The sequence below is a fragment of the Pseudonocardia nantongensis genome, assembly GCF_046546495.1.
Classification (GTDB): Bacteria; Actinomycetota; Actinomycetes; order Mycobacteriales; family Pseudonocardiaceae; genus Pseudonocardia; species Pseudonocardia nantongensis.
On the sequence record NZ_JBKGXT010000004.1, the window covers coordinates 1 to 23,095 of the forward strand.

The 23,095-nt window shown below is 73.1% G+C and carries 20 protein-coding genes, 1 tRNA gene and 1 pseudogene; 8 read left to right on the forward strand and 14 right to left on the reverse strand.

Features of this window, described 5'->3' with window-relative positions:
• Window positions 1-126: 126 nt before the first annotated feature.
• The gene (locus tag ACLFMI_RS05560; RefSeq protein WP_410946636.1) at window positions 127-1,299 is read right to left on the reverse strand and encodes an LLM class flavin-dependent oxidoreductase; all 1,173 of its coding nucleotides are present in this window, start codon (window positions 1,297-1,299) and stop codon (window positions 127-129) included.
• A gap of 237 nt (window positions 1,300-1,536) precedes the next feature.
• Between ACLFMI_RS05560 and ACLFMI_RS05565 the strand changes: the two genes are divergently transcribed.
• Window positions 1,537-1,920, forward strand: a complete 384-nt coding sequence (locus tag ACLFMI_RS05565) for a hypothetical protein (protein ID WP_410946637.1) — start codon at window positions 1,537-1,539, stop codon at window positions 1,918-1,920.
• 19 nt (window positions 1,921-1,939) lie between these two features.
• Here ACLFMI_RS05565 and ACLFMI_RS05570 read toward each other — a convergent pair.
• The 3 genes and pseudogenes from ACLFMI_RS05570 to ACLFMI_RS05580 form a co-directional block, all read right to left on the reverse strand.
• Window positions 1,940-2,104, reverse strand: a pseudogene (locus ACLFMI_RS05570) (cytidyltransferase); the annotation flags it as partial.
• A gap of 41 nt (window positions 2,105-2,145) precedes the next feature.
• On the reverse strand, window positions 2,146-3,720 hold the full coding sequence (locus tag ACLFMI_RS05575) for a 4-hydroxyphenylacetate 3-hydroxylase family protein (RefSeq protein ID WP_410946638.1): 1,575 nt from the start codon (window positions 3,718-3,720) through the stop codon (window positions 2,146-2,148).
• 66 nt (window positions 3,721-3,786) lie between these two features.
• Window positions 3,787-4,332, reverse strand: a complete 546-nt coding sequence (locus ACLFMI_RS05580) for a flavin reductase family protein (RefSeq protein WP_410946639.1) — start codon at window positions 4,330-4,332, stop codon at window positions 3,787-3,789.
• Between the two features lie 148 nt (window positions 4,333-4,480).
• On the opposite strand from ACLFMI_RS05580, the gene ACLFMI_RS05585 reads away from it, so the two are divergent.
• A complete protein-coding gene (locus ACLFMI_RS05585; RefSeq protein ID WP_410946640.1) occupies window positions 4,481-5,299 on the forward strand; it encodes an IclR family transcriptional regulator domain-containing protein in 819 nt (272 codons plus the stop codon).
• Between the two features lie 4 nt (window positions 5,300-5,303).
• On the opposite strand, the gene ACLFMI_RS05590 is transcribed toward ACLFMI_RS05585, so the two are convergent.
• From ACLFMI_RS05590 to ACLFMI_RS05615, 6 genes are all read right to left on the reverse strand, one after another.
• Window positions 5,304-5,744, reverse strand: coding sequence for a VOC family protein (locus ACLFMI_RS05590; RefSeq protein WP_410946641.1), 441 nt, complete (start codon window positions 5,742-5,744; stop codon window positions 5,304-5,306).
• A gap of 245 nt (window positions 5,745-5,989) precedes the next feature.
• Window positions 5,990-6,063: transfer RNA gene (locus ACLFMI_RS05595), tRNA-Thr, on the reverse strand.
• 56 nt (window positions 6,064-6,119) lie between these two features.
• Window positions 6,120-7,271: a DNA polymerase III subunit delta' gene (locus ACLFMI_RS05600; RefSeq protein WP_410946642.1), complete on the reverse strand. Its 1,152-nt coding sequence runs from the start codon at window positions 7,269-7,271 to the stop codon at window positions 6,120-6,122.
• The gene (locus ACLFMI_RS05605; protein WP_410946881.1) at window positions 7,268-9,331 is read right to left on the reverse strand and encodes a bifunctional MFS transporter/dTMP kinase; all 2,064 of its coding nucleotides are present in this window, start codon (window positions 9,329-9,331) and stop codon (window positions 7,268-7,270) included. Before ACLFMI_RS05605 ends, ACLFMI_RS05600 begins: the two co-directional genes overlap by 4 nt.
• 107 nt (window positions 9,332-9,438) lie before the next feature.
• Complete coding sequence (locus ACLFMI_RS05610) at window positions 9,439-9,591, reverse strand: hypothetical protein (protein ID WP_410946643.1); 153 nt, start codon at window positions 9,589-9,591, stop codon at window positions 9,439-9,441.
• A gap of 719 nt (window positions 9,592-10,310) precedes the next feature.
• On the reverse strand, window positions 10,311-12,692 hold the full coding sequence (locus ACLFMI_RS05615; RefSeq protein ID WP_410946644.1) for a penicillin-binding protein: 2,382 nt from the start codon (window positions 12,690-12,692) through the stop codon (window positions 10,311-10,313).
• A 161-nt stretch (window positions 12,693-12,853) separates the two neighbouring features.
• Between ACLFMI_RS05615 and ACLFMI_RS05620 the strand changes: the two genes are divergently transcribed.
• The gene (locus tag ACLFMI_RS05620; protein WP_410946645.1) at window positions 12,854-13,225 is read left to right on the forward strand and encodes a WhiB family transcriptional regulator; all 372 of its coding nucleotides are present in this window, start codon (window positions 12,854-12,856) and stop codon (window positions 13,223-13,225) included.
• A gap of 19 nt (window positions 13,226-13,244) precedes the next feature.
• A complete protein-coding gene (locus ACLFMI_RS05625; protein ID WP_410946646.1) occupies window positions 13,245-13,958 on the forward strand; it encodes a class I SAM-dependent methyltransferase in 714 nt (237 codons plus the stop codon).
• A 12-nt stretch (window positions 13,959-13,970) separates the two neighbouring features.
• Here ACLFMI_RS05625 and ACLFMI_RS05630 read toward each other — a convergent pair whose 3' ends face one another.
• The gene (locus tag ACLFMI_RS05630; protein WP_410946647.1) at window positions 13,971-15,149 is read right to left on the reverse strand and encodes an ArsA family ATPase; all 1,179 of its coding nucleotides are present in this window, start codon (window positions 15,147-15,149) and stop codon (window positions 13,971-13,973) included.
• Window positions 15,146-16,198, reverse strand: a complete 1,053-nt coding sequence (locus ACLFMI_RS05635; RefSeq protein ID WP_410946648.1) for an ArsA-related P-loop ATPase — start codon at window positions 16,196-16,198, stop codon at window positions 15,146-15,148. The genes ACLFMI_RS05630 and ACLFMI_RS05635 overlap by 4 nt, the downstream gene beginning before the upstream one ends.
• A 226-nt stretch (window positions 16,199-16,424) precedes the next feature.
• Here ACLFMI_RS05635 and ACLFMI_RS05640 point away from each other — a divergent pair, with 226 nt between their 5' ends.
• Genes ACLFMI_RS05640 through ACLFMI_RS05655 form a run of 4 tightly spaced genes read left to right on the forward strand, consistent with a single transcriptional unit; the run spans window position 16,425 to window position 19,415 of the window.
• Complete coding sequence (locus ACLFMI_RS05640; RefSeq protein ID WP_410946649.1) at window positions 16,425-16,595, forward strand: hypothetical protein; 171 nt, start codon at window positions 16,425-16,427, stop codon at window positions 16,593-16,595.
• Window positions 16,592-17,050, forward strand: a complete 459-nt coding sequence (locus ACLFMI_RS05645) for a RidA family protein (RefSeq protein WP_410946650.1) — start codon at window positions 16,592-16,594, stop codon at window positions 17,048-17,050. Before ACLFMI_RS05640 ends, ACLFMI_RS05645 begins: the two co-directional genes overlap by 4 nt.
• A 1-nt stretch (window position 17,051) precedes the next feature.
• On the forward strand, window positions 17,052-17,657 hold the full coding sequence (locus ACLFMI_RS05650; RefSeq protein ID WP_410946651.1) for a hypothetical protein: 606 nt from the start codon (window positions 17,052-17,054) through the stop codon (window positions 17,655-17,657).
• 51 nt (window positions 17,658-17,708) lie between these two features.
• Window positions 17,709-19,415 (forward strand): hypothetical protein, encoded by a 1,707-nt coding sequence (locus ACLFMI_RS05655; RefSeq protein ID WP_410946652.1) that lies wholly within the window; start codon window positions 17,709-17,711, stop codon window positions 19,413-19,415.
• A 35-nt stretch (window positions 19,416-19,450) separates the two neighbouring features.
• Here the strand turns inward: ACLFMI_RS05655 and rph are convergent, their stop codons facing one another.
• Window positions 19,451-22,063 (reverse strand): rifamycin-inactivating phosphotransferase, encoded by a 2,613-nt coding sequence (gene rph, locus ACLFMI_RS05660; protein WP_410946653.1) that lies wholly within the window; start codon window positions 22,061-22,063, stop codon window positions 19,451-19,453.
• A gap of 134 nt (window positions 22,064-22,197) precedes the next feature.
• Window positions 22,198-23,094 (reverse strand): Gfo/Idh/MocA family protein, encoded by an 897-nt coding sequence (locus ACLFMI_RS05665; RefSeq protein WP_410946654.1) that lies wholly within the window; start codon window positions 23,092-23,094, stop codon window positions 22,198-22,200.
• Window position 23,095 lies beyond the last annotated feature (1 nt).

The window sequence follows — 23,095 nt, forward strand, 5'->3', positions numbered from 1 at the left end:
GAACAGATCCTCGGCAGGCAACATGACCGGCGCCCCTGACAGGTCGGCGACTTCAGCAATCACCAGCCTGTCCAGGGGCACCTTCATGTCGTGCGCCGACACGCCGATCAACCCACAGAACGCGCCTCAGCCGGTGGCGCCGCGCTCGTGCTCGTACTTCTTGCTCATGTGGTCGACGGCGTCGAGCTGGCTCCGGGCGTGCGCCTCGCGGGTGTCCGAGGCCCGGTTCTTCGCCGCGATCGTGCCCTGCGCCTGGCCCTGGAACTCCGGCATGACGTGCTGGGCGATGAGCTCGTAGGAGCGCTTGGTGGCTGCCGGATTGGCCCACTCGTGCCCGAGCAGCAGGAACGCGCCGAACCCGCCTGACTGGTCGGCCAGCTTCTGCACCTGGGCCTTCGCGTCCTCGACGGTGCCGATCGCGCCGATCCCGGCCTGGTTGATGAAGTCGATCATCCCCTTGACGTCGGTGCTGTCGCCGACGGCCATCTGCGGGAACGCGGCCACCTTCTGGAAGTAGTTGAACCAGTGCTCGATGCCGTACTCGACGTCCTTGTACGCCTGCTCCCGGGTCTCGGCGATGTGCATCAGCCCGACCAGGCGCCACGTGTCCCGGTCCGGAGCCGGCTGCCCGTGGTGCGCGGCGCGCTCCTCGACCACGTTCCAGTGGTGGGCCAGGGCGTCGAACCCGTCCTGGGTCAGGGTGGCACCGATCGACAACAGCCCGACGCCGTGCTTGCCGGCCATCCGCGGCCCGGTCGGCGAGGCCACCGCCGCGACCGCGATGTCGAAGCACGGGTCGGTGTAGGGGCGCAGCTGCAGCTGGGCGTCGACCAGGTTGTGCGTCGCCGTCCGGCGGGTGACCGACTCCCCGCGCAGCAGCCGCATGATGATGTCGAGGTTCTCCTCGAGCAGCTCGCGGGTGTCGGTCGGGTTCAGCCCGATCATCGACGAGTCGGTGGGCAGCGAGCCCGGACCGCAGCCGAGCATCGTGCGGCCCCGGGTGAGGTGGTCCAGCATCACCATCCGGTCGGCCACCCAGAGCGGGTTGTGGTACGAGATCGAGGTGACCCCGGTGCCCAGCTTGATGTGCCGGGTCCGCTCCGCGGCCGCGGCCATGAAGATCTCCGGGGAGGCGATGATCTCGCTTCCGGCCGAGTGGTGCTCGCCGATCCACGCCTCGTCGTAGCCGAGCCGGTCGAGATGTTCCACCAGCTCCAGGTCGCGCTGCAGGGCCAGGGTCGGGTTCTGACCGGGCTTGTGGAAGGGCGCCAGGAAGGTACCGAAACGCAGACGGCTCACAGATGCTCCAAACGATCTCGATCAGCGGCCGGTCCCGACCGCTCTGTCCGGAACCCCCAGCATGACGGTGCTCACACCTGTCGGCAGTGTGCGGAAAGTGGACAGCGAGCCGAGGGATCATGCGCGCCCGACGCCCCGATGAACAGTTCCGGCGAGCCGTGCATGCAGGGTCGGGACAACCACGACCCGAACTGTTGACACCACCGGTCTCCGGGGATCCAGGTCTACCCTGCGGGAATGAGCATCAGGGTCGCCCCGGAACAACTCGCCGCGACGATCCGCGACCTCCCGATCGCCTACCTGCTGACGTCCGGGGCCGGCCCCCGTCCGCACGTGGGGCGGGTGCAGATCGCCCTGTCCCAGGACCGGATCGCGGTGTCCGGCGCCGGTGCGACGAGCAGGGTGCACGTCGCCGCGGACGCGGCCGTCACGCTGCTGTGGCCGCCCCTGGCACCGGAGGGGTACTCGCTGATCGTGGACGGCACGGCCGGGCTGCACGACGAGCTGGTCGTCGTGCAGCCGGAGCGGGCCGTGCTGCACCGACCCGCGGCGGCCCCGGCAGCGCCCGAGCCCGAGACCGGATGCGCGGCCGACTGCATGGAGCTCCCGGTCGACGGGTGAGTCGGCCCGAGCGCGCGGTTCACACCGCGGTCAGCAGCCGCACGCCGTGGGCGGTGAACCCCTGTTCGGCGCCCCGCTGCCGGAGGACGCCGAGGTCGCCCGCGCCGCGATGACCGAAGGTGAAGTTCGCACCGACCACGACCGCGCTCGCTCCCGGCCCGCCGGCCAGGACATCGGCCGCGAACTCCGCGGGACGCCGACCGGCTCACCAGCGGTGCGAGCGTCTCAGCGGCGCCCGATGACGGACGTGTCGCCCGGGTTGATCAGGTCCGGCACGGTCCAGCCGTTCAGGTCGTACTCCGACATGCACTGCTCGGCGAACCCCTTCATCGCCTCCGCCGCACCCGACTGCTCGGCATTGAACAACAACTCCGCCCGCACACCCTCATGGTTACCCGAGTAGTTGCGCTCGTACAGCTCGTGCCGGCCCCCGAACTCCGACCCGATCGAGTCCCAGATCAGCTTCATCAGCTTCACCCGATCCACGGCCTCGACACCGTGCGAACCCCGCACATACTTGTCCAGATACGGGCGCACCTCCGGCGACAGGAAATCCGCCGAATGGCTCGGCAGATAGATCAACGACGCCCCCAGATCCTGCATGATGATCTCCCGCACCCGCGGATACCCCTGGGTCATGAACCACCGGTACGCCAACCCGTAGTCCAGCTTCGGCAGCTTCGCCCCACCGACCCACTCGTCCGGGTTCGCACACATCGCATCCGACAGTGCCCAGAACATGTTCCGCCAGCCGATGACCTCCCCCACCCGGGTCTGCACCCCCCGGAAGTCCTTGGTGCCGGTCACCTCCAGCCCCTTCATCAACAACCCCGCGATGAAGTCCAGCTTCACCGCCAGCCGGGTCACCCCGTGGAAGGTGAACCGGTGCAGGAACCCCGACCCCGGGAAGAACGTCGAGGCCTTCTCCGGATCCCCGTAGATGAACACGTTCTCCCACGGGATCAGCACCCGGTCCAACACGAAGATCGTGTCGTTCTCATCCATCCGCGACGACAACGGATAGTCGAACGGGCTCCCCATCGTGTTCGCCTGCTGCGCATACGACGGCCGACAGATCAGTTTCATCCCCGGCGCCCCCATCGGCACCGTGCACACCAGCGAGTACTCCCGCTTCTTGATCGGCAGACCGTAATGGGCCAGGAAGTTGAAATGCGTGATCGCCGACCCGGTCGCCACCACCTTCGCCCCGGACACCACGACACCCCGGTCGTTCTCCTCCTCCACGTGCATGAACACGTCGGAGACCTCGTCCGGCGGCCGGTGCCGATCCACCGGCGGGTTGATGATCGCGTGGTTCCAGTACAGCACCTTCTCCTGCGACTCCTCATACCAGCGCCGCGCGTTCGCCGCGTACGGGTCGTAGAAGTCCGAGTTGGCGCCCAACGTGCCCAGGAAGCTGGCCTTGTAATCAGGCGAGCGACCCATGAACCCGTACGTCATCCGGGCCCACTCTGCGATCGCGTCCCGATCCTTCTGCAGGTCCTCCACCGAGCGCGGGGTCCGGAAGAACGGATGCGTGACCCCACTGCTACCGGTGTCGGTCGGCACCGTGAGCGTGTCCTGCTTGCCCGGGTCGTGCAGCGCGTCATACAACCGCGCGGTCATCCGCACCGCATTGCGGAACGCCGGATGCGTGGTGACATCGTCGACCTTCTCACCGTAGAGGAACACCTCCCGGCCATCGCGCAGGCTCTCGACGTACTCGTCGCCTGTCATCGGCCGGGTCGCGCGGCCGTCGTCGGCGGTGGGGGTGGGAACGGAATCCTGTTGAAGCGTCATCGTCGACTCCTTCGAGTGTCTACGGTGCTGTCTCGGTCTCCGGCGCGCGAAGCGGTGGAAGGGGGCTCAGCCCGCGGCAGGCTGCTGGATCCATGCCTGGCCGGACGGACCGTCGGCGGAATCGCCCCAGAGCAGGGGGTCGTGGTCCCCGCCCAGGTGGTGGAACTTGCCGGTGTGGAAGAGCAGCGGCTTGCCGTCGTGCATCACGAAGTCCTGGACCTCACCCAGGTAGAGCACGTGATCCCCGCCGTCGTAGTGCTGCCAGGGAGTGCACGAGACGTGCGCGAGCGCCCCGCCCAGCCGCGGAGCGCCGCACTCGCTGTCGGGCAGCCACTCGACGTCCTGGTTGGGCTTGCCGGCGAAGTGCAGCGCCAGGTCCTTCTGCTCGGACTCGAGCACGTTGACCGTGAACGGGCTCTGCTCCACCAGCGAGCAGAGCTTCGACCGTCGGTCCAGCGAGACGAGTACCAGCGGCGGCTCCAGCGACACGGCGGTGAAGGCGTTCACGGTCGCACCGTGCGGGACGCCGTCGGCACCCTGGCAGGTGATCACGGTGACGCCGGTCGTGAAGTGGCCCAGGCACCGCCGCAGTTCTCGCGGGTCGATCGCCATTGATCAGTCCTACTTTCTGTACGCTTGGCGTACGAGCGGAACGCACTGCGTTCGAAAGACATCGTGACGGGACCTCGGCCGGCCGTCAACGCGTGAAGACACCATGAACGTGACTCGATTCCACTGCATTGAGAGGGTGAGCGACTCGATGGATGACCGTCGGAACGCCCCGGAGGGCCGGGACCACATCCAGAGCATCGAGCGCGGATTCGCCGTCCTCCACGCGTTCGACGCCGACCGCCCCCGCCCCACGTCCACCGACCTGGCCGAGGTCACCGGGCTGTCCCGGCCGGCGGTGCGGCGCATCCTGCTGACGCTCCAGCACCTCGGCTACGTACAACCGGTCGACGGCCGCTGGCGCCTCACGCCCCGCGTGCTGTCGCTCGGGCAGCACTTCACCTCGACGAACTCCATCGTCGAGGTCGCCGAGCCGCATCTTGCCCGGCTCTCCGAGACGACGGCGGAATCCGCGTCGCTGGCCGTGCTCGACGGCACCGAGGCCGTCTACATCGCTCGCGTCAGCGTCCGGCGGATCATGAACATCGACGTCTCACCGGGCACCCGGCTGCCGGCCGCGGCGACCTCGATGGGCCGGGTACTGCTGGCCTGGGCGGAGGAACCGCAGATCGAGCGCGTCCTCAGCGCCGGGGCCCCGGCCTACACCGACCGGACCGTGACCGACCCGAAAGCCCTGCGCGGCATCCTGCGTGACGTCCACTCCCAGGGCTGGTCCCTCGTCGACGGCGAGCTCGACGCCGAGCTGATCTCCATCTCGGTACCGGTCCGCGATCACTCGGGATCCGTGGTCGCCGCGCTGGTCTCGTCGACGAGTGTCGCGCGGGCGACACCGGAGGAGTTCCGGGCCGACGTGCTCGAGCCGCTGCTCGCGACGGCGGCGCGCCTGAGCACCGATCTCGGGCAACCTCGCGGTCTCGCTGCTCGGGAACAGCGGGAGGGGTTCTTCTGAGGCGTCAGCTCGCGCCCGGAACCGGGTGCGAGCCGTCGGCCGCCTTCGGCACGAGCACCTCGCCCTCGAGGCCGTCGGGATCGCGGAAGAACATGCTGTAGGCCGACCCGAAGTCGTTGATCGCGCCGTCGGAAGCACCGTGCTCGATCAGCCGCTCGCGGATCGTCGCGAACGCCGCGTAGGACGACGCGTGCAGCCCGAAGTGATCCAGGCGTCCGCGGTGCCACATCGGCGTCTGGCGGTCGGCCTCGTCGCTGTCGGGCACGGTGAACACGTTGAGCTCGGTGTGCGGCCCGATCCGCATCACCGTCATCGTCTCCTCCCCGCGCTGCCCGTGCGACCGGGTGGAACCGATCTCGGCGTCGAACACCGCCCGGTAGAAGTCTCCGAGCCGCGCGGGATCGTGGGTCAGACAGGCGATGTGGTCCACCCCGCTGAGCAACATGCTCGATCCCTCCCGTCACCGTGGGCCGGGGCTCCGGCACCGATCCGCACGGTCCCACGCCGGCCGATCGGCAGGCGACAGTGCGAAGGCCGGAATCCCCAGGCGGGGAAGCGGCGGATGACGTCACGCTCTGCAACCATCGGCAGCGGCCCCCGCCCTCCCTCTCGACGGGCGAAGGGTACGTAGCGACAGGATCCCGAACAGCAGACAACCCCCGGTAGCGGTGCTACCAGGGGTTTTGGCGGAGCCGCCTGGGAGAGTCGAACTCCCGACCTACGCATTACGAGTGCGTCGCTCTAACCGACTGAGCTAAGGCGGCGTGGTGCGGATCCAGTGTAGCGAGCCGACACACCGGTCCCGGGAGCCCCCCAGGTGTCAGCCCCGGTACAACGCGGTCATCATCGCCTCGACCGCGATCCGCGGCTTCACGTTCTGCGCCAGCGCCTCGCGGCAGGCGAGCACCGCCTCCAGCCGCCGCAACGCCGACTCCGCGCCCCACTCGGCGGCCGCGGTCCGGATCTCGCGCTCGCGGTCCGGGTTGGCCAGCGGCACCGGTGCACCGGACGCGCTGACGATCACGTCCCGGTAGAAGCCGGCCAGGTCGACCAGGGCCCGGTCCAGGGCGTCCCGCTGGGTCCGGGTGGCCCGGCTCTTCTGTCGCTTCTCCAGGTCCTTCTCCGCGGCCTTCGCCGACCGGGCGGCCGCGGCGGCCCCCTTCCCGGTGCCCCCGGCGCCCATCGCGACGGCGAGCTCCTCGCGCTCGGCCTCGTCCCGGGAGGCCCGCAGCGTGTCGGCCTCGCCCTCGGCGGAGCGGATCAGCGCGTCGGCGTGGTGGAACGCGTCGCCGAGCCGGCGCAGCGCGGTCGGGACGGCGAGGATCGCCTCCCGGCGTGCCCGCGCCTGCGGGTCACGGGCCAGCCGCCGGGCGCGGCCGACGTGCCCGCCGCACACCGACGCCGCCCACTGTGCCTGGTCGGGGTCGATCCCGTCCCGCTCGCGCAGCACCCCGGCGACCGCCTCCGGCGACGGGCTGCGCAGGTAGATCGGCCGGCACCGGGAGCGGATGGTCAAGGGCACGTCCTCCGGGTGGTCGGAGGGTGCGCACAGCAGCCACACCGTCTCCGGCGACGGTTCCTCGACCGCCTTGAGCAGGGCGTTCGAGGCGCCCTCGGTGAGCCGGTCGGCGTCAACGATGATCACGATCTGCCACCGGCCCGTGTACGGGTGCCGAGCGCCGATCTGCACCAGGTCACGCATCTCGCGTACCGAGATCGACAGGCCCTCGGGGTTGATCTCCCGGACGTCGGAGTGCGTCCCGGCGAGCACGGTGCGGCACGCCTGGCACTCGCCGCATCCCTGGTACGGGCACTGCAGCGCGGCCGCGAACGCGCGCGCGGCGTTCGACCGCCCCGAGCCGGGTGGCCCGGTGAACAGCCAGGCGTGCGTCATCGCCGACTCCTGCGATGCCGCCGCGTCCAGCTCGGTGACAGCGGCCGGCTGGCCCACGACGTCGTCCCAGACGGTCATGCCCCACCCTCCTGCGGCTGCGTGCGCGCGACCGCGGCGCCGTCGGAGCCGGTCTCCGGTGCCGGTTCACCGCCGGTCGGAGCGGGCAGCAGTGGCAGCACCCCGTCGCGGACGCGGGCGGCGACCTCGTCCTCGGTGCCGTCGGCGTCCACGACCACGTGCCGCTGCGGCTCGCTCGCGACGGCGCGGGTCAGCAACCGCTGCACCCGGGCGTGCTCCACCCCGGCCACCGCGGGCGCCGGGGAGTCCTCCGGGGCGCGGTCCAGCAGCACCGAGAGGTCCGGGCGGAGCCCGCCGGTGGCCCAGCGGGCCAGGTGTTCGAGCTCTCCGTCGTCCGGTCCGGACCCGATCTGCTCCGCGGCCGCACCGAAGCGGGCCAGCGGGCTGGTCATGAACCGGTCCATGACGACGACGGCGCCACCGTCCAGCGCCGGGCGCACCACGCGTTCCACCAGGTCGGCGCGCACCGCGGCGGCCGCGAGGGCCTTCGCCCGGAGCCCGGCGAGGTCTGCCTCCCGGGTGGCCGCGGCCCAGCGGGCCGCGTCCTGCTCACCGGGTCCCGACTCGAGGACCCGGTGTCCGCGCTCGCGCAGCGTGCCGGCCAGCCGCCGGGCGTGCTGCACGGTCTCGGCCGGGGTGGCGCCCTCGACGGCGATCAGCACGCCCTCGCCGGTCCGTCGCTCGCCCGCCCGCAACGCCGAGACCAGGTCCTTCACCAGCGGTTCCAGGCCGCGGTCGTCCATCTGACGGTAGGCGAACGCGCCGACGACCGCGGCCACGATCCCGCCACCGGCCAGCACGAACCGGGTGCCGTCGACCAGGAAGTCCGAGCCGCCGATGGTGATCGTGCGGGTGGCGACGACCCCGACGACGACCGGCACCACCGACATCGAGCCGAGCAGCACCAACCGGACCAGGGACTGGACGAACGCGTTGATCCGGCCGCGGATCCCGTCCGCGACCTGGGTCCCGATGATCGTCAGCCCGGTGAGGAACGCGATCCCGGCGAACCCGCCGACGAACATCACCGCCGCGATCGCCATGAACAGGTGCACTGCGACGGCGACCACTATCAGCGACAGCCCGGCCGCGACGATCGCGGTGCCGAACAGCCGGTTGTGCGGCAGGCGCCGGGCCAGCCGCGGCCCGAGGCCCATCCCGATCGCGAGCCCGCCGAACACCGCGACGAACAGCACCGAGTACGCCGCGTCACCGCCGCCGAGGCTGGCCGCGTAGAGCTTCGCGGTGGCGATCACCGCGCCGCCCGCGGTGAAGGCCCCGACGATGCCGATCACCAGCCCGCGCACCAGCGGGGTGTCGACGACGAACCGGAACCCGTCCCGGAGCAGGAACAGCATCGACGGCGGCGCGTCCCGGCGGTCCTCGACCGCGGTGCGACCGGAGATCTCGGGGATCCGGAAGAACACCACCACCGCGGAGAACAGGAACACGAACGAGTTGAGGAACAGCGCCACGTTCACCGCGGCGATCGGGCTGCCCTCGTCCACCAGCGGGGCCAGCTTGGTGACCAGCGCGAACAGCCCGGCCCCGCCGAGCACCGCGACGCCGTAGGTGACGACCAGGCCGAGCTGGGCGGCCGCCTCCATCTGGTCCGGGCGCCGCAGCAGGTTCGGCACCGCCGCGTCCTTGGCCGGGATCCAGAACATCGTGCACAGCTCGATCAGCAGGGTGACCACCAGCAGCCACCAGAGCGACCCGGCGAACGGGATCGACGCCAGCAGGCCGAACTTCAGCAGGTCGCAGGTGACCATCACCTTGCGCCGGTCGAAGCGGTCGGCGAGGACCCCGGCGAGCGGGCCGAACACCAGCGACGGGATCAACTTGGTGGCGACCACCCCGCCGAGCGCGAAGCTCTGCGCGGTGTACCCGGAGCTCGCGGTGAGGTGGGTGGCCAGCGACGTGAGCGCCAGCAGCGACATCCACTCGCCGGTCGAGGTCAGCGCGGTGACCGACCACAGCCGGCGGAAGGCCGGGATCGCCAGTACCGAGGAGACGCGGTGCGCGGTGGAGGCGGACCGCGGCGAGGCGGGGGATGCGATCGCCGGTCACCTCCTCCGGATCGCCGGCGGGCCGGCTGCCCGTCCGTCCGTCCCCACCAGATTAGTCGGGCGCACCGACGGTCCGGCGGACCGGGCGGCCGGGTGGATCAGAGGATCGTCGACAGCGTCTGGATCGCGATGACCAGGTAGACGAGCACGAAGAACACGGTGAACGCCCGGGCGCCAGTGCGTCCGCGGGTCAGTCGGGAGAAGCCGACCAGCCCCGGCTCGGGATCGACCCGCGGGCGGGCCGACACCACGGGTGGGCGGTAGGTGGTGCCGGCTCCACGATCGCCGGCAGGGCGGTCGGAGCCGGCAGCGCGGTCCGAGTCGGCAGCGCGGTCCGAGCCGGCAGGGCGGTCCGAGCCGGCAGGGCGGTCCGAGCCGGGGGTGGAGGTTGCGGAGCGCGGGCGGCGCGGCGTGGGCAGGCCGGGGAGTGGGCTCCCGGGGGCGCGGCGTGGGAACGGCGGAGCCGGGGTGCGCAGTGGTCGGTCCGGGGGGATCGGGGCGCGGGGGCCAGGGACGGGGCCGTCCGTGCAGCCCTCCGGTCCCGCGGCGGACCCGGACTCGGACCCGGCCTCGGGTTCGGACTCGGGCTCGGACTCGACACGCGTCGGCGCCGCAGGTTCAGGGGGCGAGCCGGTGGACGAGGCGGCAGGCGCGGCGCCGTCGTCGACGGCTCCTGGCGTTCGCTGCTCCAGGGCTGCGCGTTCGGCGGCGCGCTCCGCGACCAGCCTCGCGACGCCCCAACGCCGGTCGTCGGCGGGGGGCTGCGCGGAGGCACGCCTCACCTTCCACCGCACCGCCATCCGGGCATGCTAAAGGCCCGGCGGGCCGACCGTCCCCCTCGGAGCGCGGTGTGCCGCGGACCGCCCCCGGACGGGTGACCGGCGGCGACGGCTCCGCCGTACAGCCGGAGCGTCCTGCGTGGGCGCTCCGGCACGCGGTGAGTCCGGCGCGGTGGGCCGGGCGGCGCGGGTCAGCCGCCGTCCGGTGGAGGCGGCCCGTCACCGCCCCCGGCGGGCGGGGGCGGGGCGGCCGGCGGCGCGGCGCCCGGGAGCGGCGGCGGCGCGGGGACCGAACCGCTGCTCACCTGCAGCGTGACCTGCTCACCGGGCAGCGCCGCCCCACGCGGCTCCTGGCCGACGACCGTCCCCTCGTCGGCGCGATTGTCCACGGTCCGGGTGCTGACCTGCCAACCCGCACCCTCCAGCTCGCCGCGGGCGGCCCGCTCCGAGCGGCCGACGACGTCCGGGATCCGGGACTCGGCACCGCCCTCGAGGTAGCGCGGGTCGGTCGGTGGCAGTGGCGTCGGCGGGGTGCCGGCCAGCAACGGGGTCAGGGCGCCGTACCAGGTCCGGGCCGGCGTCTTGCCGCCGAAGATGTTGCCCTCACCGCAGGCGAACGGGCCGCTGCCGCCGTCACAGAGCGGCCGCGGCGAGTCCGAGTTGTCGAACGTGATCACCGCACCGGACATCTCCGGCACCGCGCCCATGAAGGCCGCGGACTTGTGCTGCTGGGTGGTGCCGGTCTTGCCGGCCATCGGCCGGTTCCAGCCGGCGGCGCGCGCCGCGGCCGCCGAGGTGCCCGAGATGTCGTCCTTGCTCAGGCCGTGGACCAGCGTGTTCGCCAGGCCGGGCTCGACCGCCTGCTGGCAGCCCTCCTCGGTGATCGGCACCGGCGCACCGTTCGCGTCGGTGATCGTGTCGATCGGTGTCGGTGGGCACCACTTGCCGCCGGAGAACAACGTCGCGCCGACGTTCGCCAGCTCCAGGACGCTCGTCGGCGTCACACCGAGGGTGAACGACGCGAGCTTCTGCGCCTTGGTCACCTCGGCGATCGAGCGGTCGGTGCGCTCGCCGGTGGCCGGGTCCACGAACGGCGTCGTGGCCAGCGACTTCATTCCGAGCCGGACCGCCATGTCGACGACGTCCGGGACCCCGGTGAACTCCTCCAGCTTGATGAACGCGGTGTTCGGCGACTGGGCGAGCGCGTCGGTCATGCTCAGCCGGGGTGGCAGGCCCTCGCTGGCGTTCGCGACCGGGATCGGACGGCCGCCGCCGTCGACGTAGATCGGCGAGGCGTAGCCGGACGGCGGCACCTGCATCGAGTAGTTGATGCCCAGGCCCTTCTCCAGCGCCGTGGCCGCGGTGAACATCTTGTACGTCGACCCGGCACCCAGGTTGACCGGCTGGTACGGCAGGCCATAGCTGGTCTGTTCCTCGTCGGCGTTCAACCCGAAGGTGCGGCTGGAGCCCATCGCGAGCACCCGGTGCTCCTCCTGGCCCGGCTGCACCAGCGACATCACGTTCGCGACGTTCGGAGCGTCCGGCGCGACCTCCTTGTCGAGCGAGCGCTTGACCTCCTCCATCGCGCGGCGGTCCAGCGTGGTCTTGATCGTGTAGCCGCCACGGGTGATCTGCTGCTCGGAGAAGCCGGCCTCGGTCAGGTACTGCACCACGTACTTGCAGAAGAAGCCCATGTCACCGGCACCGTTGCAGCCGTTCGGCACCCGGACCAGCGGATCCGCCACGCCGAGCGGGGATGCGGCCGCGTCCTTCGCCTGAGCGTCGTCGATCATGCCCTGCTGGCGCATCTGCTCGATCACCAGGTTGCGCCGCTGGGTCGCGACCTCCGGGTTCTGCACCGGGTCGAACTGCGTCGTGGAACGCACCATGCCGGCCAGCAGCGCAGCCTGCGGGACGGTCAGCTTGTCCGGGGTGGTGTTGAAGTAGGTCCGCGCGCCCGCGGCGACGCCGTACGACCCGTTCCCCAGGAAGACGATGTTGAGGTAGCGGTTGAGGATCTCCTCCTTGGGCAGCTGGCGCTCCAGCTGCAGGGCGATCCGCGCCTCCTTGAGCTTGCGCGCCGGTGTCTGCTCGGTGGCCTTCAGCCGGTCGGCCTCGGTCCGCGCCTCGACGTAGAGCATGTAGTTCTTGACGTACTGCTGGGTCAGCGTCGACGCGCCCTGAACGACGTCCCCGGACGCCGAGTTCGCGACCACCGCCCGCAGCGTGCCCTGCCAGTCCACCCCGTCGTGGTCGTAGAACCGGCGGTCCTCGATCGCCAGGATCGCCGCCTTCATCGCCGGCGAGATCTGCTCGTTCGGGACCTCGGTCCGGTTCTGGTCGAACAGGTAGGCGATCGGCTTGCCGTCCGAGTCGGTCAGCGTGGTCGTCTGCGGAGCCGGGTTGTTCACCAGGTCGACCGACGTCGAGGTGACGCTGTCGCCCGCCTCGTTGGACAGCATGCCCGCGCCACCGACCAGGGGGAACGCCATCCCGGCGGTGACCACACCGAGCAGGACGCACAGGCCGGCGAGCACGCCGAGGGGCCGGAGCAGGCGGCGGGGGAACCTCACGAGAGGCAAGGGTACGGGCGATCAGGTCAGGAATCCGTCAGGTCGACGTCCCCCGGGTTGCGTAGTTTTGCGACCTGCCCCCGACCACCTCCGGTTCCGAGAATCGACGGTGCGAGCGCGGGCCGCTGGGAGAGCCCGCCCGGACCGCCGAGGGGCTACAGATGACCGAGCAGAACGTCACCCCGATCGACGCCGGCCGCCGGACCGGGCGGCCCCGGTTGCGTGCCGCCGGGCGCCGGGCGTCCGGCCCGGTCTGGAACTGGCGGGCCGCGGCCCGCTGCCGGGCCGCCGACGCCGAGGACCTGTTCGTGACCGGCGCCCCGCAGCGCGAGGCCCGCGACTTCTGCTTCGCCTGCCCGGTCCGCACCGAGTGCCTGGCGCACGCACTGGACCAGCAGGTCGAGTTCGGCGTCTGGGGCGGGATGACCGAGCGGGAACGGCGGGCGGTGCTGCGCCGGCGTCCGGACGTCACCGACTGGGCCGGCCTGCTCAGCCGGGCGCGCAGCGACCACTACTCCGGACGGGGGGCGTGAGCCGGTAACTTTCCGGCTCGTGCGCACCACCGACCGCCTGGAGTTCCTCTCCGACCTGTACCGGACCCACGCCGAAGCGCTCGCCGCGGTCGTCGCGCAGCAGCAGGAGTTCCTCGCGGCCCACCCGGAGGCCGTCACCCCCCAGCTCGACGACGTCGAGGCCGAGCTGACCTACCTGCTGCTGCGCCACCACCGGCCGGCGCAGGTCGTCGAGATCGGCACCTTCCACGGCTGGTCCACCACCTGGATCCTGAGTGCCCTGCGCGACAACGACCTCGCCCATCCACCCGGGGGGCACCTGCACTCGTTCGACCGGGTCGACCACGCGCGGCGCACCGTCCCGGCCCCGCTCGCGGACGGCCGCTGGACGTTCCACCAGGGAGACCTGCGGGACACCGTCGACCGGGTCCCGCCGGACACCGGCTACCTGTTCGTCGACGCCGACCACGGACGCCGGTTCGCCCGCTGGTACCTGGACACCCTGTTCCCGCGGATCGCCTCCGGCACGCCGACCTCGGTGCACGACGTGTTCCACCTGCGCTGGGTGCGCCCCTGGACCGAGGGTTCCGAGGTCGTCCGCTGGCTGGACGAGCGCGGCGTCGAGTGGTTCACCGCCGCCCGACCGGCCGCGCGGCCGACCCTCGGCGAGCTCGACGCCGTCCGGGCGGAGCTCGGGATCACCGGGGCGCGCGGGACCGCGCGGAACCCGATGATCTGGTTCGAGATGCCCTGACCCCGGCGGCCCTCAGCTGCCGGTGGCCGCCGAGCCCGGTGTGGTGTCCCCGGCCAGCAGGTCGCCCACCGTGCGCAGCCCGTCCAGGTCGGCGACGTCCCCGGCGACCGCCGGGACCCGGGTCACCGGCACCGACGGGTGCGCGGCGGAGAACCGGGTGAGCAGGTGCTCCTCGCGTTCGGCCAGGTCGACCCGGTCGGCGTGCAGTCGCAGCACCGCGGCCGCGATCTGCGAGCCGGGCCCGCCGACCTGCTCGGCACCGGCCCGGGCACGGGCCGCGGAGACCGGCGCCAGCACCGGGTGCGTCCGGTTCAGCACCAGCCCGGCCAGCGGCATGTCCTCCGAGGACAGCCGGTCGGTGAAGTAGGCGGCCTCGCGCAGCGCGTCCGGCTCCGGTGAGGCGACGACCAGGAACGCCGTGCCCGGGGAGCGCAGCAGCGCGTAGGTCTTCTCGGCCCGCTCGGCGAAGCCGCCGAACAGCGTGTCGAAGGCCTGTACGAACGCCGAGGCGTCCTGCAGCATCTGCCCGCCGATGATCGACCCGACGGCCTTGGCGAACAGCCCGAAGCCGGCCTCGACGATCTTGCGCAGGCCCCGGCCACCGGCCCGGGCCGGCGAGGCGAGCAGCCGGATCATCCGGCCGTCGAGGAACCGGGACATCCGCTGTGGCGCGTCCAGGAAGTCCAGCGCGGACCGCGACGGCGGGGTGTCGACGACGACGAGGTCCCAGGTCCCGGTGGCGACCAGCTGGCCCAGCTTCTCCATCGCCATGTACTCCTGCGTTCCGGAGAACGACGACGAGATCGTCTGGTAGAAGGGGTTCTCGATGATCTTCTGAGCGCGCTCCGGCGGGGCGTGGCCGTGCACCATCTCGTCGAAGGTGCGGCGCATGTCCAGCATCATCGCCGAGAGCTTCCCGGCCGTGCCGTCCGCGGCCCGCCCCGTCCCGACGCCCGGCACCGGTGCCGGGTCGTTGCTCAGCTCGTCCAGGCCGAGCGCCTGGGCCAGCCGGCGCGCCGGGTCGATCGTCAGCACCACGACCTCGCGGCCCTGCTCGGCCGCGCGCAGCGCGATCGCGGCGGACGTCGTCGTCTTGCCGACCCCGCCGGAACCGCAGCACACGATCACCCGGGTGTCCGGGTCGGCGACCAGCGCGTCGACGTCGAGCTCGGGAGCGGTACGCGGGCTCACCGCCGGACCTCCAGGTGCACTCCCTGCGCGGTCATCGACTCCGCCAGCTCGTAGAGCGAGCCGAGGTCGACCCCGCCGAGCAGCGCGGGCAGGGTGAGCCGGGGCAGCGGCGGGTCGGGTTCGGCGTCCAGGCGGCCCAGCGCGGCGGTCTCCCCGGCGACGGCGACGGCGTGCTCGACGGTCTCCGCAACCAGCCCGTCGACCTCCTCGGGGGCGAGCGTGATCCCGGCACTCTGCAGGCCGTTGCGGACCCGCCCGGCGTCCACCCGGCCGCCCGCGGCCGCGCTCACCGACCGATCCGGCAGCCACTGCTCGCGCATCCGGTTGACGACCACCGACCCCAGCGGGATGTCCGCGGCGGCGAGCTCGGCGGCCGCGTCCAGGGTCTCGGTGACGGGCAGGTCGGACAGCAACGTCACCAGGTGCACCGCGGTCAGCGGTGAATGGATCAGCTGGTTGACGCCCTCGGCCTGGCCGTGGATCGGGCCGACCTTCGCGAGGTCGGCCATCGCCTTCGTGACGTCGAGGAAGGTCACCAGCCGGCCGGTCGGCGGCGCGTCGAGCACGACGGCGTCGTAGGCGGGGCGGCCGTCGGCCTCGGTCCGGGTGACGCACTCCTTGGCCTTGCCGGTCAGCAGCACGTCGCGCAGGCCGGGGGCCAGCGTCGTCGCGAACTCGATCGCGCCCATCCGGCGCAGCGTCCGGCCGGCCACGCCCAGCCGGTAGAACATCTCGAAGTACTCCAGCAACGCGGCCTCGGTGTCCACGGCGAGCGCGCGGACCTCGCCGCCACCCGGCGCGACCGCGATCTTCCGCTCCTCGTAGGGCAGCGGCGGGGTGTCGAAGACCTGGGCGATGCCCTGACGACCCTCCACCTCGACCAGCAGCACCCGCTTCCCGCCGGTGGCCAGTGCCAGTGCGAGCGCCGCGGCGACCGTCGTCTTGCCGGTGCCGCCCTTGCCCGACACCACGTGCAGCCGTGCGTGGGACAGCCCCTCGGGCCAGGGGGCGGGTCGTGTCGCGGGGTCGGCGCGGACGGTCGTCGTCACGCGGTCAGCGTACGGAGGGTGCCCGATGTCAGCCTGCCGACGAGGTGCGGCCCACAGCTCTGACGCTCGTTCCGCAAGCTCCACTCGGCACTGATGCTCGTTCCGCAAGCTTCACTCGGCACTGATGCTCGTTCCGCAAGCTCCACTCGGCAACGTCCGTCGCAGTGGGACGGCCATCCGCCGCGCTGCCCGGCCCGTCGCGGGTACTCCACGTTAGAGTCCGGCCATGAGCTCCCCGGTCGTGAAGTGGGAATACCTGACCGCCCCGCTACTGATCCACAACACCAAGCAGATCCTGGACAACTTCGGGCAGGAGGGCTGGGAGCTGGTCACGGTGATGGCCGGCGCCAGCTCCGAGCAGCTCGTCGCGTACTTCAAGCGGCCGGTGCAGCAGTGAGCCCGTCCGAGAACCTGTCCCGTCTCGGGCTCACGCTGCCCCCGGTCGCGACACCGGCCGGCGCCTACGTCCCGGCCCGGCGTTCCGGGAACCTGGTGTTCACCGCGGGCCAGGTGCCCCTCGTGGACGGCAAGGTCGCCCGCACCGGCAAGGTCGGCGCCGACGTCTCCGCCGAGGACGCCTACGACCTGGCCCGGATCTGCACGCTCAACGCGCTGGCCGCCGTCGACGGGCTGGTCGGCCTGGACTCGGTCGCCGGCGTGGTGAAGGTCGTCGGGTTCGTCGCGTCCTCGCCGGACTTCACCGGTCAGCCGGGCGTGATCAACGGGGCCTCCGACCTGCTCGGCGAGGTCTTCGGCGAGGCGGGGCAGCACGCCCGGTCGGCCGTCGGCGTGGCCGTCCTGCCGCTGGACGTGCCGGTCGAGGTCGAACTCGTCGTCGAGGTCGGAAGCTGAGATGACCGCGGCGACGTCCGCGGTCCCGGCCGGACACGAGCTGCTGCTGCGGCTGGCCGGCCGGTTCCCGGACGAGCTGCTGTGGCGGCTGCGCGACTGGCTGGCGTCCGGCACCACCGGGTCCGCGGACGCCGTCGGCGCGGTCCTGCCGCGCACCCTGCTCCGCCACCGGATCGGGCTGGACGACGACGAGCGCGCGCTGCTGGCCGCCGTCGTCGGGCCCGGCTCACCGTCCCGGCGGCTGGTGGCGGCCGTGCTGCCCGGTTCCACGACCCCGGAGATCACCTTCGGTGCCGCCGAACCGGACCTGGGCATCTGGTCGGCGCGATCGGTGGTGGCCGGTCACCCGGGTGCGACCGGCCTGCAGGTCGCCACCCGCGGCGACGGCGCCCAGGTGGTGCTGGTCCGCTGCGTGGCCACCACCGCGGCCCCACCGGCCGGGCTGACCGCCGTGCTGCAGCGACTGCTGCGGGTACACGGTGAGCGCACCCCCCGGGTCGAGGTGCTGCCCGGCGACGTCGAGCCGCCCGCCTACCACCGGGACGCGCTGGCCGCCTCGACCACGGTCTGGACCGGATCCCCGGCTCTGGCGGGCACCGCGCCCTGATCAGTGCCGGGCGCCGTGCCCGCGCCCCGGCCCGCCCGCGAAGGAGGCCCCATGTCCGACCCCGCGTACCGGTTGCTGCTCGAGCTGGCCGGCCGGGTGGACGACGACCTGCTCGCCGCCGGGCGGGAGCTCGTCGCCGTAGGCGAGGAAGGGCACGCGCTGGAGCTGCTGGTGGCCGAGCTGGTCGCCGGGCGGGTCGAGCTGCCCGGCACCGTGCGGCTGGAGCTGGTCGCCGAGGCCGCCGCGCGCCGCGTCCAGCCGGACGCCGACCGCTGCCTGCCCCGCGGCACCGGCGACGGTCCGGGCCACCGGTTCACCGGATCCGGCCCGGGTGGGCCGGCGATCGCGGCGGCCGTCGCGGCGGTGCCGGAGCTGGCCGACGGCGCGCTGGCCTGGCGGACGACACCGGCCGGGGCGGCCCCCGGCGCGCTGCCGCATCCGGTGCTGCTGGCCCGGGCCGGCGACGGCGGGTCCGCCGAGGTCGTCACCTACCGGGGCCAGGTCGCGCTGACCCGGGCCGGGCTGGTGGCCTCGGTGGAGGTGCAGGACGACCGCGACCCGCACACCGACTACCACCGGGCGGCCTGGGCGGCCTCGATACCGGTGCGGTCGCTGGGCCCCGGCAACGACGCCGACGCCGCCGCCGGTGCTCGCACGCCCCCGTCGGCCCCGTTCCCGGCGTCACGGCCGGCGCCGGCGCACTCCGCCCCACCGGCCGGGGTGGAGGACGCTCCGGAACCGGACGGGCCCGCACCCGGCCACGATCCGGGCGAACCGGACCGTGACCCCACGGCGGACACCGCCGACACCCCGCCCACCGGGGTTCCGACCGTTCCGGCGCCCACCGGCGCCGCGGGCCCGCAGCAGGCCACCGATGATCTGCCCGCCGGTGCCGGCACCGGCCCCGCCCCGGGCGCCGGCCCGTTCGACGACGGGCCCACCACGCCCCCGGCACCCGCGCCCGACCCGGCCTCCGACGGTGCGGATCCCGCGCATCCGGCGCCGCGGCCGTCGCCGCCGATCCGGGCGCTGCGCGAGGCCTCGGCCCCGCTCGCGACGGCCGGCGACTGGTTCGGCGGCACTCCCGACGGCGCGCAGGCCCCGTCCGGGAACGGCGTGCACGAGGCGCCGCGGAACGGGTCGGCGCCGGCACCCCCGCCGTCCGGCGGTCCCGCCGTCCCCACCCGGCGGGACGAGGACGTCTGGGCCCGGGACTGGGCGAGCGGCGCCTGGGCCGGTGCCGTGCTCGCCGAGCCGCCGTCCGACGGCCCGTCGACTGCCCGTCGGGAACCGGGGCAGCCGGGCCGGGGCGACGCCGGCCTGCCGAACACGCAGGGCGCCGGGACCGACGCCCCGACCCCGGCACCGGGGGTGCCGATCGCGCGCGCTCCCGCCCCGCCGCCGGGCGCCGCGGACGACTCCCGGCGGCCCCGCCATCTGCTGTTCGGCGGGGACACCACGGACGTCACGTCCGAGGACGCCGGAACCGCTCCGGACTCCCGGCCCGACCCGCAGGACGGTACGGGCGCCCCCGGTCCGACGGCGGAGCCGGCACCGGGAACCACCGCTGACCCGGCCCCGGAGGGCCGGCCGGTGCAGGCGCCGCAGCCGTCACCGGACACGCTCGCCGAACGGCTCAGCCCGACCGAACAGCAGCTCCTGGCGCGGTTGCACGACGAGCTGGATGCCCGGGAGGGCAGCGGCGAGCCGACCCCGCGCAACGGGACCGCCCGGCAGCCGGGGCCCGGACCGGAGTAGGTGCGCTGCCCGGCCGCGGACGGTGCTCGGCACCTCTACGGGAGGATCTCGACGCGCCCGTCCGTGCCGTTCACGCGGATCCGCTGCCGGTCCCGGATCAGCCGGGTGGCGCCCTCCACCCCCACGACGGCCGGCAGGCCGTACTCCCGGGCGATCACGGCGCCGTGGGTCATCAGGCCGCCCACCTCGGTCACCAGGGCCTCGATCGTGACGAACACCGGCGACCAGCTGGGGTCGGTGAACACCGTGACGAGGATGTCGCCCGGTTCGAGATCGGCCCCGGCCATGTCCGGGACGACGCGGGCGCGCCCCTCGACGGTTCCCCGCGACACCGCCAGCCCGACCAGCGCGCCGGCCGGTAGGTCGTCGCGCCGGTAGGCCCCGGCGATGGCCTCGCCGTCCGAGGTGAGCACCCGGGGAGGTGTCAGCGTCCGGTACCCGGCGAGTGCCTCCGCGCGTTCGCGGATGAGTGTCTCGTCGACCTGCCCGGTGCGGACCACCTCGCGCAGCTCGTCGAACCGGAGGTAGAGGATGTCGCCCCGGTCGCGCAGCACGCCGTCGGCCACGAGGCGCTCGGCCTCGCCCAGCAGGGCCCGCTTGTAGACGAGGTAGCGGCTGACCATGCCGAACTTGGGGTACTCCCGATACCCGATGAAGGTCCGCAGCCGGTCGATCATCGCCTTGGTCTCGTCGGCCTTCCGATCGCCGTCGGGCAGGGCGCGCAGGCGTTCCAGCAGGTCCTGCTCCTTGTGCCGCGCGACCTGGCGGCCCTCTTCGACACGCCGCCGGCCGGCGCCGGCTTCGAAGTTCTCCACGTTGCCGAGGATCATCGGGATCAACGCGGTGGGGCGCTCGCTCCACCGCGGCCTGCCGATGTCGATCTCCCCGACACAGCGCATGCCGTAGCGCTCGAGATAGGCGCGCAGCGCGTCGCGCGCCGCGCACCCGCCCGCGAGTCCGGGCAGGTCGTCGAGGAAGTCGTCGTCGGTGACGCCGCGCAGGAACGCCACCACCTCCGGATACGGGCGGATCACGTCGGCCACGTCCAGGAGCGCCAGCCCCATCTCCGAGGTGACGTTGTGCGGGACGGACCGGGTGAGCGTGTCGGCCGCGTTCTGCTCCCCCAGCCAGGCGTGCAGGTGCTCGTCCAGCCACCACGCCGCGTCCATCGCCGTCGTGAACACCTGGTGGCTGCGTGGGTCGAACAGCAGCCGTCGCAGCTCACCGAAGTCCTCCACGATGAAGTCGAGCAGGTCCGGTCCGCGCTGTGTGCGGATGTCGCGTGCGACGGCGGCGAGCGATGCCCGGCTACGGTCGATCAGCTCCTCGACCAGCGCCGGATCGGCGTCGATCATGGTCGACGCGCCACCGGCCGGCGGCCCGCCTGCCCTCTCGCCCGAGGGCGCCCCGACGACGTCGCCGCGGTCGATGACCGTCTGCAGCGCGTCCCGGAGCAGCGGGTCGGACCGCCCCGCCGTCTCCAGGAACCCGTCGCGGGCGGTGGGCGAGGCCAGGATCGCGGTGACGTCGACGAACAGCCTCCCGCCGGCCTCGGCCATCGGACGGGGCGTGGTCATCTGCCACACGGACAGGCCCAGCGGCGTCATCGCGTCGGTCATCATCTGCTGGTGGCCGACCGAGACGTAGACACGGCCGTCCCCGTCCTCGGCCCCCGGGATCGGGAACAGCGTGGTGATCGGCCGGCTCTGGACGATCCGGAATCCGTCGCCGGCCAGGCACCACTCGATGTCCTGGGGACGGCCGAAGTGCGCCTCGATCCGCCGTCCCAGGGCCGCGAGCTGCACCGTCTGCGCATCGGTCAGCGCCGGCCGCCGCTGCTGCCCGGACTCGACGACCTGCTCGCGCGTCCCGCCGCCCGGTGCGGCAACCACGGCCCGCTCCTTGACCGCGACCGCCCGGTCGACCACGGCACCGTCGCGCACCGTGTAGCGGTCCGCGTCCACCAGGCCGGAGACCAGCGCCTCACCGAGGCCGAGCACGGCTTCCACACTCGTGACGGTCCGGTTCGACGTCACGGGGTCGGCCGTGAACAGGACACCCGACGCGTCCGGCGTCACCATCCGCTGCACGACCACGGCCATGTGGACCGTGCGGTGGTCGACGCCGTGGCGCATCCGGTAGGTCACCGCCCGTTCGCTGAACAGCGATTCCCAGCACGACCGGACGCGCTCGAGGACCGCCGCAGGACCTACGACGTTCAGGTACGTGTCCTGCTGGCCTGCGAACGAGGCCGTCGGCAGGTCCTCGGCCGTCGCGCTGGATCGCACGGCGTACGCCGCGTGCTCGCCCGCACGCGCCAGTGACCGGGTGATCGCCGCCGCCAGATCGTCGGGGACGGGGTGCCCACCCACGGCGTCGCGGATCTCCGCACTGATCGCACCGATCGCGTCCCGGTCGTCCGGGCCAAGGCCCGACAGCCGATCGAGGCGGTCCTCGAACGACGGCACCCCCGCCATGGCCCGGCGGAACGCGCCGGTCGTCACGCAGAAGCCGGCCGGCACGGCGACGCCCGCGATCCGCGAGAGCTCCCCCAGGTGCGTGCCCTTGCCACCGACGTCGGCGATCCGGCTCCGGTCGATCTCCTCGAGATCCAGCACGAACGGAGGGAACGAGGCGGTCGTCGCCACGCCGCTACCGGCATCCACCACAGGTTCTCCCGTTCACGACGAAGGTGCCGGAACCAGGACGTCCCCGCAGGTCCCGGCGCCGGAAGGGAGATGGTGCGGCACGACCGGGGCCTTGCCGCAAGACCCGCCATCCGCTATAGCTTGGGAGTGGGAAGGGCCGCCGTCCGGACCTGCTCGACGACCCGTTGCAGGTGCAGCGCGCGCGATGCGTCGACCGGCGAGTGCAGGTCCCCGGCGTCGACCGCGGCGGCCAGGTCGTCGAGCAACCGGCCGTAACAGGCGACGGCGTCGGCCGGTCGGACGTCGATCCGGTGCCGCCCGGCCACACCGACGATCGCCACCTCGAACTCGGTCGGGTCGACCGGGATCCGCAGCGACAGCGCCAGCGAGCTGCGCGCCCCGCCCGCGTGCGCCAGCCCGATCCGCCACAGGTCCGGCTCGTCCCGGCGGGCCTGGTCGACGCCGACGACCGGGCCCAGCGCGGCGTCCAGCAGGTCGATCACGTGCGGGCCGACGTCGAGCAGGGCGCCGTGCTCGGCCCGCCACGCCGAGGTCGCGAACGGCCCGCCGAGCAGCGCCCCGGACAGCCAGCGCGCGGTGGCGGTCGTGTCCGGCCCGTGCGGGCCGGGCGGCACCGCGTCCAGCCAGGCCGCGATCGCCGGGTCGAACCGCAGGGTCAGCACGGTCGCCGAGCACACCCCTGCCGTGGTGATCGCGTCCGCGACCCGCTGCGCCGAGGCCAGGTCCGCGGCCAGCGGCTTCTCCAGCACCAGGTGCTTCCCGGCGGCCGCGACCCGGGGCGCCAGCTCGCCCTGGACCTGCGGCGGGACGGCGAGGGCGACGGCGTCGCAGGCGGCGAGCAGGTCGTCGAACTCCTCGTGCACCGGGCCACCGGACACCGCAGCGACCTCGGCGGCGGCCTCCGGCCGGCGGGCCCACACCCCGCCGGCGCTCCAGCGCGGGTGGGCCGCGATCGCCGGGGCGTGCACCGTGCGGGCCCAGGGGCCGGCACCGGCCAGACCGATCCTCATG